Source organism: Pseudomonas sp. FW305-3-2-15-C-LB1, assembly GCF_058787615.1.
In genome coordinates, this window is the sequence record NZ_JBYSZX010000009.1 from 24,612 (window position 1) to 40,079 (window position 15,468).

The 15,468-nt window shown below is 56.2% G+C and carries 21 protein-coding genes; 20 read left to right on the forward strand and 1 reads right to left on the reverse strand.

Annotated elements, in window-relative coordinates; all coding sequences use genetic code 11:
• Positions 1–2: 2 nt before the first annotated feature.
• The 19 genes from rplN to bfr all read left to right on the forward strand — a co-directional run bounded on the left by rplN (position 3) and on the right by bfr (position 10,986).
• Positions 3–371, forward strand: a complete 369-nt coding sequence (gene rplN / locus AC3WP7_RS18220; RefSeq protein WP_002555479.1) for a 50S ribosomal protein L14 — start codon at positions 3–5, stop codon at positions 369–371.
• 11 nt (positions 372–382) lie between these two features.
• Positions 383–697 carry a 50S ribosomal protein L24 gene (gene rplX, locus AC3WP7_RS18225; RefSeq protein ID WP_003176416.1) on the forward strand — a complete coding sequence of 105 codons (315 nt, stop codon included), beginning with the start codon at positions 383–385 and terminating at the stop codon, positions 695–697.
• 22 nt (positions 698–719) lie between these two features.
• Entirely contained in the window at positions 720–1,259 is a 540-nt protein-coding gene (rplE, locus tag AC3WP7_RS18230) for a 50S ribosomal protein L5 (protein ID WP_003194642.1), read from the forward strand.
• Positions 1,260–1,272: 13 nt separating this feature from the next.
• Positions 1,273–1,578: a 30S ribosomal protein S14 gene (gene rpsN / locus AC3WP7_RS18235; RefSeq protein WP_003176414.1), complete on the forward strand. Its 306-nt coding sequence runs from the start codon at positions 1,273–1,275 to the stop codon at positions 1,576–1,578.
• Between the two features lie 206 nt (positions 1,579–1,784).
• Positions 1,785–2,177, forward strand: a complete 393-nt coding sequence (gene rpsH / locus AC3WP7_RS18240; RefSeq protein WP_010206883.1) for a 30S ribosomal protein S8 — start codon at positions 1,785–1,787, stop codon at positions 2,175–2,177.
• A 12-nt stretch (positions 2,178–2,189) separates the two neighbouring features.
• Positions 2,190–2,723 (forward strand): 50S ribosomal protein L6, encoded by a 534-nt coding sequence (gene rplF / locus AC3WP7_RS18245; protein ID WP_003194640.1) that lies wholly within the window; start codon positions 2,190–2,192, stop codon positions 2,721–2,723.
• Positions 2,724–2,733: 10 nt separating this feature from the next.
• The gene (gene rplR, locus AC3WP7_RS18250; RefSeq protein ID WP_003186037.1) at positions 2,734–3,084 is read left to right on the forward strand and encodes a 50S ribosomal protein L18; all 351 of its coding nucleotides are present in this window, start codon (positions 2,734–2,736) and stop codon (positions 3,082–3,084) included.
• A 3-nt stretch (positions 3,085–3,087) separates the two neighbouring features.
• Complete coding sequence (rpsE, locus tag AC3WP7_RS18255; protein WP_003176409.1) at positions 3,088–3,588, forward strand: 30S ribosomal protein S5; 501 nt, start codon at positions 3,088–3,090, stop codon at positions 3,586–3,588.
• 2 nt (positions 3,589–3,590) lie between these two features.
• On the forward strand, positions 3,591–3,767 hold the full coding sequence (gene rpmD, locus AC3WP7_RS18260; RefSeq protein WP_003176408.1) for a 50S ribosomal protein L30: 177 nt from the start codon (positions 3,591–3,593) through the stop codon (positions 3,765–3,767).
• A gap of 3 nt (positions 3,768–3,770) precedes the next feature.
• Positions 3,771–4,208 (forward strand): 50S ribosomal protein L15, encoded by a 438-nt coding sequence (gene rplO / locus AC3WP7_RS18265; protein WP_003176407.1) that lies wholly within the window; start codon positions 3,771–3,773, stop codon positions 4,206–4,208.
• Entirely contained in the window at positions 4,209–5,537 is a 1,329-nt protein-coding gene (secY, locus tag AC3WP7_RS18270; RefSeq protein ID WP_003176406.1) for a preprotein translocase subunit SecY, read from the forward strand.
• Positions 5,538–5,565: 28 nt separating this feature from the next.
• Positions 5,566–5,682, forward strand: a complete 117-nt coding sequence (gene rpmJ, locus AC3WP7_RS18275; RefSeq protein WP_002555468.1) for a 50S ribosomal protein L36 — start codon at positions 5,566–5,568, stop codon at positions 5,680–5,682.
• A gap of 129 nt (positions 5,683–5,811) precedes the next feature.
• On the forward strand, positions 5,812–6,168 hold the full coding sequence (gene rpsM / locus AC3WP7_RS18280; protein WP_003194635.1) for a 30S ribosomal protein S13: 357 nt from the start codon (positions 5,812–5,814) through the stop codon (positions 6,166–6,168).
• Between the two features lie 30 nt (positions 6,169–6,198).
• Complete coding sequence (gene rpsK, locus AC3WP7_RS18285) at positions 6,199–6,588, forward strand: 30S ribosomal protein S11 (RefSeq protein ID WP_002555466.1); 390 nt, start codon at positions 6,199–6,201, stop codon at positions 6,586–6,588.
• Between the two features lie 18 nt (positions 6,589–6,606).
• Positions 6,607–7,227: a 30S ribosomal protein S4 gene (rpsD, locus tag AC3WP7_RS18290; protein ID WP_003176404.1), complete on the forward strand. Its 621-nt coding sequence runs from the start codon at positions 6,607–6,609 to the stop codon at positions 7,225–7,227.
• A gap of 22 nt (positions 7,228–7,249) precedes the next feature.
• The gene (locus AC3WP7_RS18295) at positions 7,250–8,251 is read left to right on the forward strand and encodes a DNA-directed RNA polymerase subunit alpha (protein ID WP_003176403.1); all 1,002 of its coding nucleotides are present in this window, start codon (positions 7,250–7,252) and stop codon (positions 8,249–8,251) included.
• Between the two features lie 41 nt (positions 8,252–8,292).
• Positions 8,293–8,679, forward strand: a complete 387-nt coding sequence (rplQ, locus tag AC3WP7_RS18300; RefSeq protein WP_003176402.1) for a 50S ribosomal protein L17 — start codon at positions 8,293–8,295, stop codon at positions 8,677–8,679.
• Between the two features lie 238 nt (positions 8,680–8,917).
• Positions 8,918–10,366, forward strand: coding sequence for a catalase (locus AC3WP7_RS18305; RefSeq protein ID WP_092250512.1), 1,449 nt, complete (start codon positions 8,918–8,920; stop codon positions 10,364–10,366).
• A gap of 155 nt (positions 10,367–10,521) precedes the next feature.
• The gene (gene bfr / locus AC3WP7_RS18310) at positions 10,522–10,986 is read left to right on the forward strand and encodes a bacterioferritin (protein WP_033900044.1); all 465 of its coding nucleotides are present in this window, start codon (positions 10,522–10,524) and stop codon (positions 10,984–10,986) included.
• Between the two features lie 65 nt (positions 10,987–11,051).
• On the opposite strand, the gene uvrA is transcribed toward bfr, so the two are convergent.
• Positions 11,052–13,886 (reverse strand): excinuclease ABC subunit UvrA, encoded by a 2,835-nt coding sequence (gene uvrA, locus AC3WP7_RS18315; RefSeq protein ID WP_071489834.1) that lies wholly within the window; start codon positions 13,884–13,886, stop codon positions 11,052–11,054.
• Between the two features lie 178 nt (positions 13,887–14,064).
• Here uvrA and AC3WP7_RS18320 point away from each other — a divergent pair, with 178 nt between their 5' ends.
• The gene (locus tag AC3WP7_RS18320) at positions 14,065–15,459 is read left to right on the forward strand and encodes an MFS transporter (protein WP_102592668.1); all 1,395 of its coding nucleotides are present in this window, start codon (positions 14,065–14,067) and stop codon (positions 15,457–15,459) included.
• The last annotated feature ends 9 nt before the right edge of the window (positions 15,460–15,468 follow it).

Below are 15,468 nucleotides of genomic sequence, written 5' to 3' on the forward strand. Positions count from 1 at the left end.
ATATGATTCAGACTCAATCCATGCTCGATGTGGCCGATAACAGCGGCGCTCGCCGTGTTATGTGCATCAAGGTGCTGGGTGGCTCCCATCGTCGTTACGCTGGTATCGGTGACATCATCAAAGTTACCGTGAAGGAAGCAATTCCTCGCGGTAAGGTGAAAAAAGGCCAAGTGATGACTGCTGTTGTAGTCCGCACTCGTCACGGCGTACGTCGTGCTGATGGCTCCATTATCCGCTTTGATGGCAACGCTGCTGTTCTTCTGAACAACAAGCAAGAGCCGATCGGCACCCGTATCTTTGGGCCAGTGACCCGTGAGCTTCGTACTGAGAAGTTCATGAAGATCGTCTCGCTCGCCCCAGAAGTGCTGTAAGGAGATCCGACATGCAAAAGATTCGTCGTGACGACGAGATCATCGTGATCGCCGGCAAAGACAAAGGTAAGCGCGGTAAGGTGCTTAAGGTTCTCGCTAATAACCGTCTGGTTATCGGTGGTCTGAACCTGGTCAAGCGTCATACCAAGCCTAACCCGATGTCGGGCGTGCAGGGCGGTATCGTCGAGAAAGAAGCTCCGCTGGACGCTTCTAACGTCGCCATCTTCAACGGCGAAACCAACAAGGCTGACCGCGTTGGTTTCAAAGTAGAAGACGGTAAGAAAATTCGTGTCTTCAAGTCGACCCAAAAAGCGGTTGATGCTTGAACACTGCTAGGTAGATTAGACCATGGCACGACTACAAGAGATTTACCGGAAGGAAATCGCCCCTAAGCTTAAGGAAGAACTTAAGCTTGGGAACGTGATGGAAGTTCCGCGCGTTACCAAAATCACCCTGAACATGGGTTTGGGCGAAGCGATCGGTGACAAAAAAGTCATCGAGCACGCTGTTGCTGACCTGGAAAAGATCACCGGCCAGAAAGTCGTTGTGACTTACGCTCGGAAATCCATCGCTGGCTTTAAAGTCCGTGAAGGTTGGCCGATCGGCGTCAAAGTGACCCTGCGCCGTGAGCGTATGTACGAATTCCTGGATCGTCTGCTGTCGATCTCCCTGCCTCGGGTTCGCGACTTCCGCGGCCTGAATGCCAAGTCCTTCGATGGTCGTGGTAACTACAGCATGGGCGTGAAAGAGCAGATCATCTTCCCGGAAATCGACTACGACAAGATCGATGCTCTCCGCGGTCTGGACATCACCCTGACCACCACTGCCAAGAACGATGATGAAGGTCGCGCCCTGTTGCGTGCTTTCAAATTCCCGTTCCGCAACTGATTGGAGTAGGACCATGGCCAAGATGAGCATGAAAAACCGCGAGCTGAAACGTCAGCTCACGGTTGCCAAGTACGCCAAGAAGCGTGCAGCACTGAAAGCAATCATCGTTGATCTGAACGCAAGTCCAGAAGCGCGTTGGGAAGCTACAGTTGCTCTGCAGAAGCAGCCACGTGATGCAAGCGCTTCGCGCATGCGTAACCGCTGCCGCCTGACTGGTCGTCCACACGGCGTTTACCGCAAGTTCGGCCTCGGCCGTAACAAACTGCGTGAAGCGGCAATGCGTGGTGACGTACCTGGTCTGGTTAAAGCCAGCTGGTAAGTACTTTCAACGTCCAGGTGGTCGATGTCGCAAGATACTGACCGCCGGTGACCTTGAATCTGGAACAAGCCCCTTTTGGGGCTTGTTTCATTTCTGGAGTGTGTCTAAAATACGCGGCTCGCCTGAGCCCGTGTGTTTTACCCGGAGATTCTCGGCGACATATGTAGCCGCAAGGCTAATTTTTTTGTATTAGGAGCGTCTAGCCCATGAGTATGCAGGACCCGTTAGCGGACATGCTAACTCGTATCCGTAATGCCCAGATGGCTGAAAAGTCCGTCGTAAGCATGCCATCTTCCAAGTTGAAGGTTGCTGTTGCCAAAGTCCTGAAAGACGAAGGCTACATTGCGGGTTATCAGATCAGCAGCGATGTAAAAGCACTGCTGTCCATCGAGCTGAAGTACTTCGAAGGCCGTTCGGTCATCGAGGAAGTGAAGCGCGTTAGCCGTCCAGGCCTGCGTCAGTACAAGTCCGCTGAAGATCTGCCGAAAGTTCGTGGCGGTCTGGGCGTGTCTATCGTCTCCACCAACAAAGGTGTGATGACGGATCGTGCTGCGCGCGCTGCCGGTGTCGGCGGCGAAGTTCTTTGCACTGTGTTCTAAGGGGGGATAAGCATGTCTCGCGTCGCTAAGAACCCCGTTAAGCTGCCAGCCGGTGTCGAAGTCAAATTCGCAGGCCAACAGCTTTCGGTGAAGGGTGCCAAGGGTACTCTTGAACTGAACATCCATTCGTCCGTTGAGATCGTTGAAGAAGCGGGTGAGCTGCGTTTTGCTGCTCGCAATGGCGATCAACAAACTCGCGCAATGGCCGGTACCACGCGTGCGTTGGTAAACAACATGGTCCAAGGCGTAAGCCAAGGCTTCGAGCGTAAGCTCCAGCTGGTCGGTGTTGGTTACAAAGCGCAAGCAAAAGGCACGGTTTTGAACCTGGCCCTTGGCTTCTCGCACCCTGTGGATTACGAACTGCCAGCGGGCATCACTGCTGAGACCCCTAGCCAGACCGATATCCTGATCAAGGGCATCGACAAGCAGCTGGTAGGTCAAGTGGCCGCTGAGATCCGCGACTTCCGTCCACCAGAGCCGTACAAAGGCAAAGGTGTGCGCTACGCGGACGAAGTCGTCCGTCGTAAAGAAGCCAAGAAGAAGTAGGGCATAGCAAATGACCGACAAAAAAGTTACTCGACTGCGTCGCGCTCGCAAAGCACGCCTGAAAATGCACGAACTCGAAGTCGTGCGTCTCTGCGTGTTCCGCTCGTCGCAGCACATCTACGCCCAGGTCATCTCGGCCGACGGCAACAAAGTCCTGGCAAGCGCCTCGACTTTGGATAAAGAACTGCGTGATGGTGCCACCGGCAACATCGACGCGGCCACAAAGGTTGGCCAGCTGGTCGCTACGCGTGCTAAGGCCGCTGGCGTCTCGCAAGTGGCTTTCGACCGCTCTGGCTTCAAGTACCACGGTCGCGTGAAAGCGCTGGCTGATGCTGCTCGTGAAGCTGGGCTGGAGTTCTAAGTTATGTCAAATAACGACCAAAAGCGCGACGAAGGCTACATTGAGAAGCTGGTTCAAGTTAACCGCGTAGCCAAAACCGTTAAAGGCGGCCGTATCTTCACTTTCACCGCGTTGACCGTGGTAGGTGATGGTAAAGGGCGTGTTGGCTTCGGCCGTGGCAAGTCACGTGAAGTGCCTGCTGCAATCCAGAAAGCAATGGAAGCTGCTCGTCGCAACATGATCCAAGTTGATCTGAACGGCACCACGCTGCAGTACGCAATGAAGTCCGCCCATGGCGCTTCGAAGGTGTACATGCAGCCTGCTTCTGAAGGTACCGGTATCATCGCTGGCGGCGCTATGCGTGCTGTCCTCGAAGTTGCTGGCGTTCAGAACGTTCTGGCCAAGTGCTACGGCTCGACTAACCCGGTAAACGTGGTTCACGCCACTTTCAAAGGTTTGAAAGCTATGCAATCTCCTGAGTCCATCGCTGCCAAGCGTGGTCTGACTGTCAAGGAGATCTTCTGATCATGGCTACCGTTAAAGTAACGCTGATCAAAAGCATGACCGGCCGTATCCCTAACCACAAACTGTGCGTTAAAGGTCTGGGTCTGCGTCGCATCGGTCACACTGTAGAAGTCCAGGATACTCCCGAGAATCGCGGGATGATCAACAAGGCTTACTACATGCTGCGTGTAGAGGGTTAATCGATGAAACTCAATGATCTGAGTCCAGCGCCGGGTTCCCGTCGCGAAAAGCATCGTCCGGGCCGTGGTATCGGTAGCGGTTTGGGTAAGACTGGTGGCCGTGGCCACAAAGGTCAAACCTCCCGCTCCGGTGGCACCATCGCTCCAGGCTTTGAAGGCGGTCAACAGCCGCTGCATCGTCGCCTGCCTAAGTTCGGTTTCGTATCCCTGAAAGCCATGGATCGCGCAGAAGTGCGTCTGTCCGAGCTGGCTAAAGTGGAAGGCGACATCGTTACTGTGCAGACCCTGAAAGATGCCAACGTGATCAACGTCAACGTACAGCGTGTGAAAATCATGCTGTCCGGTGAAGTGACTCGCGCTGTCACTATCGGCAAGGGAATCGGCGCCACCAAAGGTGCGCGTTCGGCTATCGAAGCAGCTGGCGGCAAGTTCGAGGAATAAATGGCTAAGCAAGGTGCTCTCTCAGCGCTCGGCAAAGGCGGTATGTCTGAACTTTGGGCTCGTCTGCGTTTTCTGTTCCTGGCGATTATCGTCTACCGAATAGGCGCACACATCCCGGTTCCAGGTATCAACCCGGACCGACTCGCAGACCTGTTTCGACAGAATGAGGGGACCATTCTTAGCTTGTTCAACATGTTTTCCGGCGGTGCGCTGGAGCGGATGAGCATCTTTGCACTGGGGATCATGCCGTACATCTCGGCATCGATCATCATGCAGCTGATGACCGCCGTCAGTCCGCAGCTGGAGCAGTTGAAGAAGGAAGGTGAAGCTGGCCGTCGCAAGATTAGCCAGTACACCCGCTACGGCACTGTCATCCTCGCCCTGGTTCAAGCTATCGGCATGTCCGTTGGCCTGGCCGGGCAGGGTGTTGCGTTCACTGGTGACTTTGGCTTCCATTTCGTCGCGGTATCCACGTTTGTGGCTGGTGCGATGTTCATGATGTGGCTGGGTGAGCAGATTACTGAGCGTGGTGTTGGCAACGGTATCTCGATGTTGATTTTCGCAGGTATCGTCGCCGGTCTTCCGAGAGCGATTGGGCAGTCTTTCGAGTCTGCACGTCAGGGTGATATCAATATCTTTGCCTTGGTTGCCATCGGTTTGCTGGCAGTAGCGATTATCGGTTTTGTGGTGTTCATTGAGCGTGGTCAGCGTCGTATTGCTGTTCACTATGCCAAGCGTCAGCAGGGCCGTAAGGTTTTTGCTGCGCAGACCAGCCACTTGCCGCTGAAAGTGAATATGGCCGGCGTTATTCCGGCAATTTTCGCGAGCAGCATTTTGCTGTTTCCGGCTTCGTTGGGTACCTGGTTTGGTCAGTCTGAAAATATGGGCTGGCTGCAGGACCTCTCTCAGTCGATCGCTCCTGGTCAGCCGTTGAATATTCTGCTGTTTAGTGCAGGGATTATTTTCTTCTGCTTCTTCTATACGGCGTTGATGTTCAATCCGAAAGACGTAGCGGAAAACCTGAAGAAGTCCGGTGCCTTTATTCCGGGCATCCGTCCAGGTGAGCAGTCTGCGCGCTACATTGATGGCGTTCTGACTCGTTTGACCCTGTTCGGTGCTCTATATATGACGGCCGTGTGCTTGTTGCCCCAGTTCCTGGTGGTTGCAGCAAACGTTCCGTTCTACCTTGGCGGGACCTCGTTGCTGATCGTGGTCGTGGTTGTGATGGACTTCATGTCCCAAGTACAATCGCACCTCGTTTCGCACCAGTACGAATCCCTGATGAAGAAAGCCAACCTGAAGGGCTACGGCAGCGGCATGTTGCGCTGAGTACCCCATAAGGTTCGAGGAGTTGGTGATGAAAGTTCGTGCATCGGTGAAAAAGCTGTGCCGTAACTGCAAGATTATTCGCCGCGAAGGTGTTGTTCGAGTAATTTGCAGCGCGGAACCGCGTCACAAACAGCGCCAAGGCTGAGTGTGATCCGCTTGAAGCCCGGCAGCTAGTGCGCTGCCGGGTTGATTATTTGTTATTACAGCGATATTATCTCGCGCCCTATTTCTTGGCTTCCGGGGCGTAGGTAGCTGTCAATTGGAGTCCCACTGAATGGCCCGTATTGCAGGCGTTAACATTCCAGATAACAAGCACACTGTTATCTCGCTGACCTACATCTATGGTGTTGGTCGCACTACTGCGCAGAAAATTTGCGCAGTCGCTGGTGTAAATCCAGCCGCTAAGATCAAGGATCTGAGCGACGAGCAGATTGAACAGCTGCGTGGCGAAGTGGCGAAGTTCACCACTGAAGGTGACCTGCGTCGCGAAATCAACATGAAAATCAAGCGTTTGATGGACCTCGGTTGCTATCGCGGTCTGCGTCATCGTCGTGGTCTTCCAGTACGCGGTCAGCGTACCAAGACTAACGCGCGTACCCGTAAAGGTCCGCGTAAGCCGATCCGCAAGTAATCGCCCCAGCGAATCGACAGGAAAATTATCATGGCAAAACCTGCTGCTCGTCCTCGTAAAAAAGTTAAAAAGACAGTGGTTGATGGCATCGCCCACATCCATGCTTCTTTTAACAACACCATCGTGACCATCACCGACCGTCAAGGTAACGCGCTTTCTTGGGCTACCTCCGGTGGTTCGGGTTTCCGCGGTTCCCGCAAGTCCACCCCGTTTGCTGCTCAAGTAGCTGCTGAACGTGCTGGTCAAGCTGCGCTGGAATACGGCCTGAAAAACCTCGACGTTAACGTCAAAGGTCCAGGTCCAGGTCGTGAGTCTGCTGTCCGTGCTTTGAACGGCTGTGGCTATAAGATCGCCAGCATCACCGACGTGACGCCAATCCCGCACAACGGGTGCCGTCCGCCGAAGAAGCGCCGCGTGTAATCCAGGAGATTGTAAAGAATGGCTCGTTACATTGGTCCAAAATGCAAACTCGCTCGTCGCGAAGGCACCGATCTCTTCCTGAAGAGCGGCGTGCGCGCGATCGAATCGAAGTGCAACATTGAAGCAGCACCTGGTATCCACGGCCAACGCCGCGGTCGCCAGTCCGACTACGGCACCCAACTGCGTGAAAAGCAGAAGGTCCGTCGTATCTACGGCGTTCTCGAGCGTCAGTTCAGCGGCTACTACAAAGAAGCTGCTGGCAAGAAAGGTGCAACCGGTGAAAACCTGCTGCAACTGCTCGAATGCCGTCTGGACAACGTTGTATACCGTATGGGCTTTGGTTCGACTCGTGCCGAATCCCGTCAGCTGGTATCGCACAAGTCGATCAGCGTTAACGGTCAGACCGTAAACGTTCCGTCCTACCAGGTTCGTGCTGGTGACGTGGTCGCAGTTCGCGAGAAAGCAAAAAACCAACTTCGCATTGTCCAAGCTCTCGATCTGTGTGCCCAACGTGGCCGCGTAGAATGGGTAGAAGTAGACACTGAGAAGAAGTCGGGCGTTTTCAAGAACGTTCCTGCTCGCAGTGATCTGTCCGCCGACATCAACGAAAGCCTGATTGTCGAGCTCTACTCCAAGTAAGGGCTAGAAAATAGGTGCATCCATGCAGATTTCGGTAAATGAGTTCCTGACACCCCGCCACATTGATGTGCAGGTTGTCAGTCCAACCCGCGCTAAGATCACTCTCGAGCCTCTCGAGCGTGGTTTTGGCCACACCCTGGGCAACGCGCTGCGCCGCATCCTGTTGTCCTCAATGCCCGGCTGTGCAGTAGTCGAGGCCGAGATTGACGGTGTGCTCCACGAGTACAGCGCCATCGAAGGTGTACAGGAAGACGTAATTGAAATCCTGTTGAACCTTAAAGGTCTGGCTATCAAGCTGCACGGCCGTGACGAAGTTACGCTGACCTTGTCGAAGAAGGGTTCGGGGGTGGTTACCGCTGCCGATATTCAGCTGGATCATGATGTCGAGATCGTTAACCCCGATCACGTAATCGCTAACCTGGCGTCTAACGGCGCTCTGAACATGAAGCTCACCGTAGCTCGTGGTCGTGGTTATGAACCGGCCGACTCGCGTCAGAGCGATGAAGACGAAAGCCGCAGCATTGGTCGCTTGCAGCTTGACTCTTCGTTCAGCCCGGTTCGCCGCATCGCATACGTGGTGGAAAACGCCCGTGTCGAGCAGCGTACTAACCTGGACAAGCTGGTTATTGATCTGGAAACCAACGGTACTCTGGATCCTGAAGAGGCTATCCGCCGCGCTGCAACCATCCTGCAACAGCAGTTGGCTGCGTTCGTCGACCTCAAGGGTGACAGCGAACCAGTGGTAATCGAGCAGGAAGACGAGATCGATCCGATCCTGCTTCGCCCGGTTGACGATCTGGAACTGACTGTACGTTCGGCTAACTGCCTTAAGGCGGAAAACATTTACTACATCGGCGACCTGATTCAGCGTACCGAAGTAGAACTGTTGAAGACTCCGAACCTGGGCAAGAAATCCTTGACTGAAATCAAGGACGTTCTGGCCTCCCGCGGTCTGTCCCTCGGCATGCGCCTCGACAACTGGCCGCCTGCAAGTCTTAAGAAGGACGACAAGGCGACTGCCTGATCGTCGTAATCACCGAACGTGAGTTTGGTAAGGAATGAACCATGCGTCATCGTAAAAGTGGTCGTCACCTGAGCCGTACCAGCTCGCACCGCAAGGCCATGTTCCAAAACATGGCGGTGTCGCTGTTCGAGCACGAGCTGATCAAAACTACACTGCCGAAAGCTAAAGAACTGCGTCGCGTTGCTGAGCCGCTGATTACTTTGGCCAAGACGGACAGCCTGGCTAACCGCCGTCTGGCTTTCGACCGTACTCGTTCGAAAGCTATCGTTGGTAAGCTCTTCAACGACCTGGGCAAGCGTTACGCTACCCGTGAGGGTGGCTACCTGCGCATCCTCAAGTGCGGTTTCCGCGCTGGCGACAACGCGCCTATGGCGTACGTCGAGTTGGTTGATCGTGCTACTGCTGGCGAAGCTGTAAGCGCCGAGTAAGACGACAAGCTGTAACGAAGAACCGGGCCTAGTGCCCGGTTTTTTGTGCGAGTAAGAAAAGCGCGATTTGTACAAGCTTCCGTCGATTGTGCTTGGCACTATGGCACGAGGGGAGTTTGGTAGTTATTTTCTATCGAAGCCTACAATTTAATGAATTTGTAGGCGTCATGTTGATGATCAATACTCCCTGCAAGCCGATTAGCCGGCAGTTCCAAGTCCGACCTGAGGGAAATTGAGCATGAGCCAGAATAAAATCCTTACGACCGCCAGCGGTGCTCCCGTTGCGGACAACCAGAATTCCCGTTCCGCAGGCCCGCGCGGCCCGTTGCTCCTCGACGATTTTCACCTGATTGAGAAGCTCGCTCACTTCAACCGTGAAAACATCCCTGAGCGCCGTGTACACGCCAAAGGCTCGGGTGCCTATGGCACTTTCACAGTCACCAAAGACATTACCCAATACACCAGTGCTAAGTTGTTCGAGTCCGTCGGCAAGCAGACGCCGACCTTCCTGCGCTTTTCTACGGTAGGTGGTGAGCGCGGTTCGGCTGATACCGAGCGCGACCCACGCGGCTTCGCCCTTAAGTTCTACACCGAAGAAGGCAACTGGGACATCGTGGGTAACAACACCCCTGTGTTCTTCATTCGCGATCCATTGAAGTTTCCTGACTTCATCCATACCCAGAAGCGCTTGCCGCAAAGCAACCTGAAAAGCGCGCAAATGATGTGGGACTTCTGGTCTCACTCCCCTGAGGCGTTGCACCAGGTCACCATTCTGTTTTCCGACCGTGGCATTCCCGATGGCTACCGCCATATGCACGGTTTTGGCAGCCACACCTATAGCCTGATCAACGCCAAGGGCGAGCGTCACTGGGTCAAGTGGCACTACAAAACCAAACAGGGCATCAAGAACCTGGCACCGGCCGAAGCTGCGCGTTTGGCCGGTACTGACCCTGATTACGCCCAGCGCGATCTCTTTGATGCGATCGAGCGCGGTGACTTCCCGAAATGGCGCGTGTGCATCCAGATCATGACCGAGGCCCAGGCCAACGCTCATTACGAGAATCCTTTCGATGTGACCAAAACCTGGTCGCAGAAGGAATTCCCTTTGATCGAAGTCGGCGAACTGGAGTTGAACCGCAACCCGCAGAACTACTTTGCTGAAGTGGAGCAAGCCGCATTCGGTCCGAGCAATATGGTTCCAGGCGTAGGCCTGTCGCCAGACCGCATGCTGCAAGGTCGTGTATTCGCTTACGCAGATGCCCACCGCTACCGCGTTGGTACCAATCACCAGCAACTGCCGGTGAACGCCCCACGTAGCCCAGTAAACAGCTACCAGCGTGATGGCTCGATGGCATTCGGCAGTAACGGTGGTGCGGCGCCTAATTACGAGCCGAACAGCTACGCCGATGCACCGAAGCAAGCGCCACAGTATGCAGAGCCTGCACTGGCACTTAACGGCGCGGCTGACCGCTACGATCACAGAGAGGACACTGATTACTACAGTCACGCAGGTGCGCTGTTCCGCCTGATGAGCGATGAGCAGAAAGCGTTGCTCACCAACAACATTGCCGGCGCAATGGGTGGCGTTTCCAGCGACGTGGTTCAGCGCCAGCTGCAACACTTCTACAAGGCTGATCCTGCTTATGGAGAAGCAATCGCAAAGGCGTTGGGTGTATCGCTTAGCTGACTCTAAACGATAAGCAGAACCGCCCTCATTTGGGCGGTTTTTGCGTTAAATCCGCTACTTTTCTCGGAAAATCTTCACTTTTCTGCCGTTGGTCCCGTGACCTTCGAGTCATCATGGTTCAAACTACAGACTTTCAAGCAGGGAGATGTAGGGCGATGCAAGGTCACCCCGACGTAATCGATTACCTCAACACGTTGCTGACGGGCGAACTGGCGGCTCGTGACCAATATTTCATCCATTCGCGCATGTACGAAGACTGGGGCTTTACCGAGCTCTACGAGCGTATCAACCACGAAATGGAAGAAGAGGCACAGCACGCCGACGCACTGATGCGCCGTATCCTCATGCTCGAAGGCACGCCGCGCATGCGTCCGGATGACCTGGATGTGGGCACCACGGTCCCTGACATGCTCGCCGCCGACCTGCGCCTCGAGTACAAGGTCCGTGCCGCGCTTTGCAAAGGCATCGAGCTCTGTGAACAGCACAGCGACTTTGTCACTCGGGAAATCCTGCGGGTGCAGTTGAATGATACCGAAGAAGATCACACCTACTGGCTGGAAAAGCAGTTGGGCCTGATCAAGTTGATTGGCCTGGAGAATTACCTGCAATCGCAGTTCTGATTCCCGGCAGCAAAAAGCCCCTGTCACTGCAAAGTGACAGGGGCTTTTCATTGGGCCCGAAAAAGTCAGGCCCGGTCGCGTTCCAACAGTGGTTTCAAGTAGTAACCGGTGTGTGACTGCGGCATTTCGGAAACCTGCTCCGGCGTACCTACGGCGATAATCTGACCGCCCTTGGAACCACCTTCCGGCCCCAGGTCTACCAGCCAGTCGGCCGTCTTGATCACATCAAGGTTGTGCTCGATCACCACCACGGTATTGCCGTGGTCGCGAAGGCGGTGCAGCACGTCCAACAGTTGCTGGATATCCGCGAAGTGCAGGCCGGTGGTCGGCTCATCGAGGATATACAGGGTCTTGCCGGTGTCGCGCTTGGACAGCTCACGAGACAACTTCACCCGTTGTGCTTCACCACCAGACAGCGTCGTAGCTGACTGCCCCAGCTTGATATATGAAAGGCCTACATCCATCAGGGTCTGTAGCTTGCGCGCCAGCGCCGGAACCGCGTCAAAGAACTCACGCGCTTCCTCGATGGTCATCTCGAGGGTTTCATGGATGCTCTTGCCTTTGTATTTGATTTCCAGCGTCTCGCGGTTATAGCGCTTGCTCTTGCACACATCGCACGGTACGTAGATGTCCGGCAGGAAGTGCATCTCCACCTTGATCAAGCCATCGCCCTGGCACGCTTCACAGCGGCCGCCCTTGACGTTGAACGAGAACCGGCCCGGTCCGTAGCCCCTTGAGCGTGATTCCGGAACGCCCGCAAACAGCTCACGAATCGGTGTGAACAGTCCGGTGTAGGTCGCCGGGTTGGAGCGCGGTGTACGGCCAATCGGGCTTTGGTCGATATCGACCACCTTATCCAGGTGTTCCAGGCCCTTGATGCTGTCATGGGCCGCCGCTTCCAGGGTGGTCGCGCCATTCAGGGCGGTGGCACTCAACGGGAACAGCGTGTTGTTGATCAGCGTCGACTTGCCCGAGCCGGAAACACCGGTCACGCAGGTCAGCAGGCCCAGTGGAATTTCCAGGTCGACATTGCGCAGGTTGTTGCCACGCGCGCCCTTGAGGTGCAGCGCCAGCTTTTTGTTGCGTGGCGTACGTTTGGCGGGTACTTCGATCTTCACGCGGCCGGACAGGTACTTGCCGGTCAGCGAGTCCGGGTGCGCCATGACTTCGGCAGGCGTGCCCTCTGCGACAATGTGCCCACCATGCACACCCGCGCCCGGGCCGATGTCGACCACGTAATCCGCCAGGCGAATCGCGTCTTCATCGTGTTCGACCACGATCACCGTGTTACCGATATCCCGCAGGTGTTTCAACGTACCCAGCAGGCGATCGTTGTCACGTTGGTGCAAACCAATCGACGGCTCATCAAGGATGTACAGCACACCCACGAGGCCGGCACCAATCTGGCTGGCCAGGCGAATCCGTTGGGCTTCGCCGCCGGACAAGGTATCGGCGCTGCGATCCAGCGACAGGTAATCCAGGCCTACGTTGACCAGGAACTGCAGCCGCTCGCGAATCTCCTTGAGGATCTTGTCGGCGATCTCCCCACGGCGACCGGTCAGTTTGAGCACGCCAAAGTATTCGCAGGCATCACCGATCGGCAGGCTGGTCACCGCCGGCAAGGTCTTTTCGCCCACCCATACATGCCGCGCCTCACGACGCAGGCGCGTGCCGCGGCAATCCGGGCAAGGCTGGGTGCTGAGGAATTTCGCCAGCTCTTCGCGCACGCTGGCCGATTCAGTCTCGCGGTAGCGACGCTCAAGGTTCGGCACAATGCCTTCGAATGGGTGGGAGCGCTTGACGATATCGCCACGGTCGTTCAGGTACTTGAAGTCGACGTTCTGCGAGCCGCTACCATGCAGGATGACCTTCTGCTGGTCCGCCGGCAGTTGGTTGAAAGGCACTTCCAGGCTGAATTTATAGTGCGACGCCAACGACCCCAGCATCTGGAAGTAATAGACGTTGCGCCTATCCCAGCCGCGAATGGCCCCCTCCGCCAGCGTCAGGTCACCGTTGACCAGGCGCTTGATGTCGAAGAACTGCTTCACGCCCAGGCCATCACAAGTCGGGCAGGCGCCGGCCGGGTTGTTGAAGGAAAACAGCTTGGGTTCCAGCTCGCTGATGGCGTGGCCGCAGATCGGGCAGGCAAACCGGGCGGAGAAGATGATCTCTTCGCCTGGCTCGTCGTCCATCGGCGCCACCAGTGCAATACCGTCGGCCAGTTTCAATGCGGTTTCGAAGGATTCCGCCAGGCGCTGCTGCAGGTCGGCGCGCACCTTGAAGCGGTCGACCACGACATCGATCGAATGCTTCTTCTGCTTGTCGAGCTTCGGCGCTTCGTCCAGCTCATACAGCTTGCCGTTGATCCGCGCACGCACAAAACCTTGCGCACGCAGCTCTTCGAAAACGGAAAGATGTTCGCCCTTGCGCTCACGGATCACCGGTGCCAGCAGCATCAGCTTGGCACCTTCCGGCTGGGCCAGCACCAGGTCGACCATCTGGCTGACGGTCTGGGCTTCCAGGGGAATGTCGTGGTCCGGGCAACGCGGAATACCCACGCGTGCATACAGCAGGCGCAGGTAATCGTAGATTTCGGTAATGGTGCCCACGGTGGAACGCGGGTTATGGGAGGTCGACTTCTGCTCGATGGAAATGGCCGGCGACAGGCCTTCAATAGTGTCGACGTCGGGCTTTTCCATCATCGACAGGAACTGCCGGGCATAGGCCGACAGGGATTCCACATAGCGGCGCTGGCCTTCGGCATACAGCGTGTCGAACGCCAGCGACGATTTGCCGGACCCGGACAAGCCGGTGATGACGATCAGTTTGTCCCGGGGCAGGGTCAGGTCGATGTTCTTCAGGTTGTGGGTTCTAGCCCCACGAATCAGGATCTTGTCCAAGATGGCCTCGCACGGCGGGCGTAAATAATGCCGGAGTATACGGCTAAAGACTGGATGAATATACACTGTCAAAAGGCCGCTTGCAGCCTTAGATGAAAGCTGCGCGGCAAAGCGCCGCATATACCCTCTCAATCGATGGGACTGGTAGAATCGCCGCCGGTTCACACGAGGTTTTTCCATGCACGATCCCCACAGCGAACGCATGAGTAGCGGCGAGACCCGAGCGGCAAGCGGTCTGGCCCTGGTGTTCGCCTTCCGTATGCTGGGCATGTTTATGGTGTTGCCGGTGCTGGCGACCTATGGAATGGATCTCGCAGGCGCAACCCCCGCGTTGATCGGCCTGGCGATTGGCGCCTATGGCCTGACCCAGGCGATTTTCCAGATCCCGTTCGGGATCATTTCCGACCGTATCGGTCGCCGCCCGGTGATCTACCTGGGGCTGATCGTGTTCGCCCTCGGCAGCGTGCTCGCGGCTCAATCCGATTCCATCTGGGGCGTGATCGCCGGGCGCATCCTGCAAGGCGCGGGCGCGATTTCCGCTGCGGTCATGGCGTTGCTGTCCGACCTGACCCGCGAACAACATCGCACCAAGGCCATGGCCATGATCGGCATGACCATCGGCCTGTCGTTTGCCGTGGCCATGGTGGTGGGGCCCTTGCTGACTCGCGCGTTTGGTTTGCACGGGCTGTTCCTGGCCACAGGCGGTATGGCACTGTTCGGCATCGTGATCGTGGCCTTCATGGTGCCGCGCTCCACTGGCACGTTGCAGCACCGTGAGTCAGGCGTCGCGCGCAAGGCCCTGTTGCCGACGCTCAAGCACCCGGACCTGCTGCGCCTGGATTTAGGTATCTTCGTATTACACGCCATGCTGATGTGCAGCTTTGTCGCCTTGCCTCTGGCCTTGGTAGAAAAAGCCGGCCTGCCCAAGGAGCAGCACTGGTGGGTCTACCTTACTGCGCTGCTGATTTCGTTCTTCGCCATGATCCCCTTCATCATCTACGGCGAAAAGAAACGCAAAATGAAACGAGTTTTGCTCGGCGCCGTCGCGACGCTGATGCTCACTGAGCTATTCTTCTGGCAGTTCGGCGACAGCCTGCGGGCGCTGGTAATCGGCACGGTGGTGTTCTTCACCGCGTTCAACCTGCTGGAGGCGTCGCTGCCTTCGCTGATCAGTAAAGTTTCACCGGCCGGCGGCAAAGGGACGGCGATGGGGGTGTATTCCACCAGCCAGTTCCTGGGTTCCGCACTGGGCGGCATCATGGGTGGCTGGATGTTCCAGCATGGCGGTTTGTCGGTTGTGTTCCTTGGATGCGCAGGTCTGGCTGCCCTCTGGCTGGCCTTTGCTGTTACCATGCGCGAACCTCCCTATGTGACGAGTCTGCGCTTGCCGTTATCGCCCGAAGCGATCCGCGAAGCCGGTCTGGTCGAGCGCCTTAAGGCCGTTACTGGGGTTACCGATGCCGTGGTTGTTGCTGAAGAAGCCGCCATCTACATCAAATTGGACACCGAATTATTGGATCGCGCGACGCTCGAGCAACTGGTCGACCCAGTGCCGACAGCGCGCCCAGCCTAGGAGAACGTT

Coding starts and splice junctions, on each gene's coding strand:
- rplN (WP_002555479.1), top strand. CDS start 3: ATGATTCAGACTCAATCCATGCTCGATGTGGCCGATAACAGCGGCGCT.
- rplX (WP_003176416.1), top strand. CDS start 383: ATGCAAAAGATTCGTCGTGACGACGAGATCATCGTGATCGCCGGCAAA.
- rplE (WP_003194642.1), top strand. CDS start 720: ATGGCACGACTACAAGAGATTTACCGGAAGGAAATCGCCCCTAAGCTT.
- rpsN (WP_003176414.1), top strand. CDS start 1,273: ATGGCCAAGATGAGCATGAAAAACCGCGAGCTGAAACGTCAGCTCACG.
- rpsH (WP_010206883.1), top strand. CDS start 1,785: ATGAGTATGCAGGACCCGTTAGCGGACATGCTAACTCGTATCCGTAAT.
- rplF (WP_003194640.1), top strand. CDS start 2,190: ATGTCTCGCGTCGCTAAGAACCCCGTTAAGCTGCCAGCCGGTGTCGAA.
- rplR (WP_003186037.1), top strand. CDS start 2,734: ATGACCGACAAAAAAGTTACTCGACTGCGTCGCGCTCGCAAAGCACGC.
- rpsE (WP_003176409.1), top strand. CDS start 3,088: ATGTCAAATAACGACCAAAAGCGCGACGAAGGCTACATTGAGAAGCTG.
- rpmD (WP_003176408.1), top strand. CDS start 3,591: ATGGCTACCGTTAAAGTAACGCTGATCAAAAGCATGACCGGCCGTATC.
- rplO (WP_003176407.1), top strand. CDS start 3,771: ATGAAACTCAATGATCTGAGTCCAGCGCCGGGTTCCCGTCGCGAAAAG.
- secY (WP_003176406.1), top strand. CDS start 4,209: ATGGCTAAGCAAGGTGCTCTCTCAGCGCTCGGCAAAGGCGGTATGTCT.
- rpmJ (WP_002555468.1), top strand. CDS start 5,566: ATGAAAGTTCGTGCATCGGTGAAAAAGCTGTGCCGTAACTGCAAGATT.
- rpsM (WP_003194635.1), top strand. CDS start 5,812: ATGGCCCGTATTGCAGGCGTTAACATTCCAGATAACAAGCACACTGTT.
- rpsK (WP_002555466.1), top strand. CDS start 6,199: ATGGCAAAACCTGCTGCTCGTCCTCGTAAAAAAGTTAAAAAGACAGTG.
- rpsD (WP_003176404.1), top strand. CDS start 6,607: ATGGCTCGTTACATTGGTCCAAAATGCAAACTCGCTCGTCGCGAAGGC.
- AC3WP7_RS18295 (WP_003176403.1), top strand. CDS start 7,250: ATGCAGATTTCGGTAAATGAGTTCCTGACACCCCGCCACATTGATGTG.
- rplQ (WP_003176402.1), top strand. CDS start 8,293: ATGCGTCATCGTAAAAGTGGTCGTCACCTGAGCCGTACCAGCTCGCAC.
- AC3WP7_RS18305 (WP_092250512.1), top strand. CDS start 8,918: ATGAGCCAGAATAAAATCCTTACGACCGCCAGCGGTGCTCCCGTTGCG.
- bfr (WP_033900044.1), top strand. CDS start 10,522: ATGCAAGGTCACCCCGACGTAATCGATTACCTCAACACGTTGCTGACG.
- AC3WP7_RS18320 (WP_102592668.1), top strand. CDS start 14,065: ATGCACGATCCCCACAGCGAACGCATGAGTAGCGGCGAGACCCGAGCG.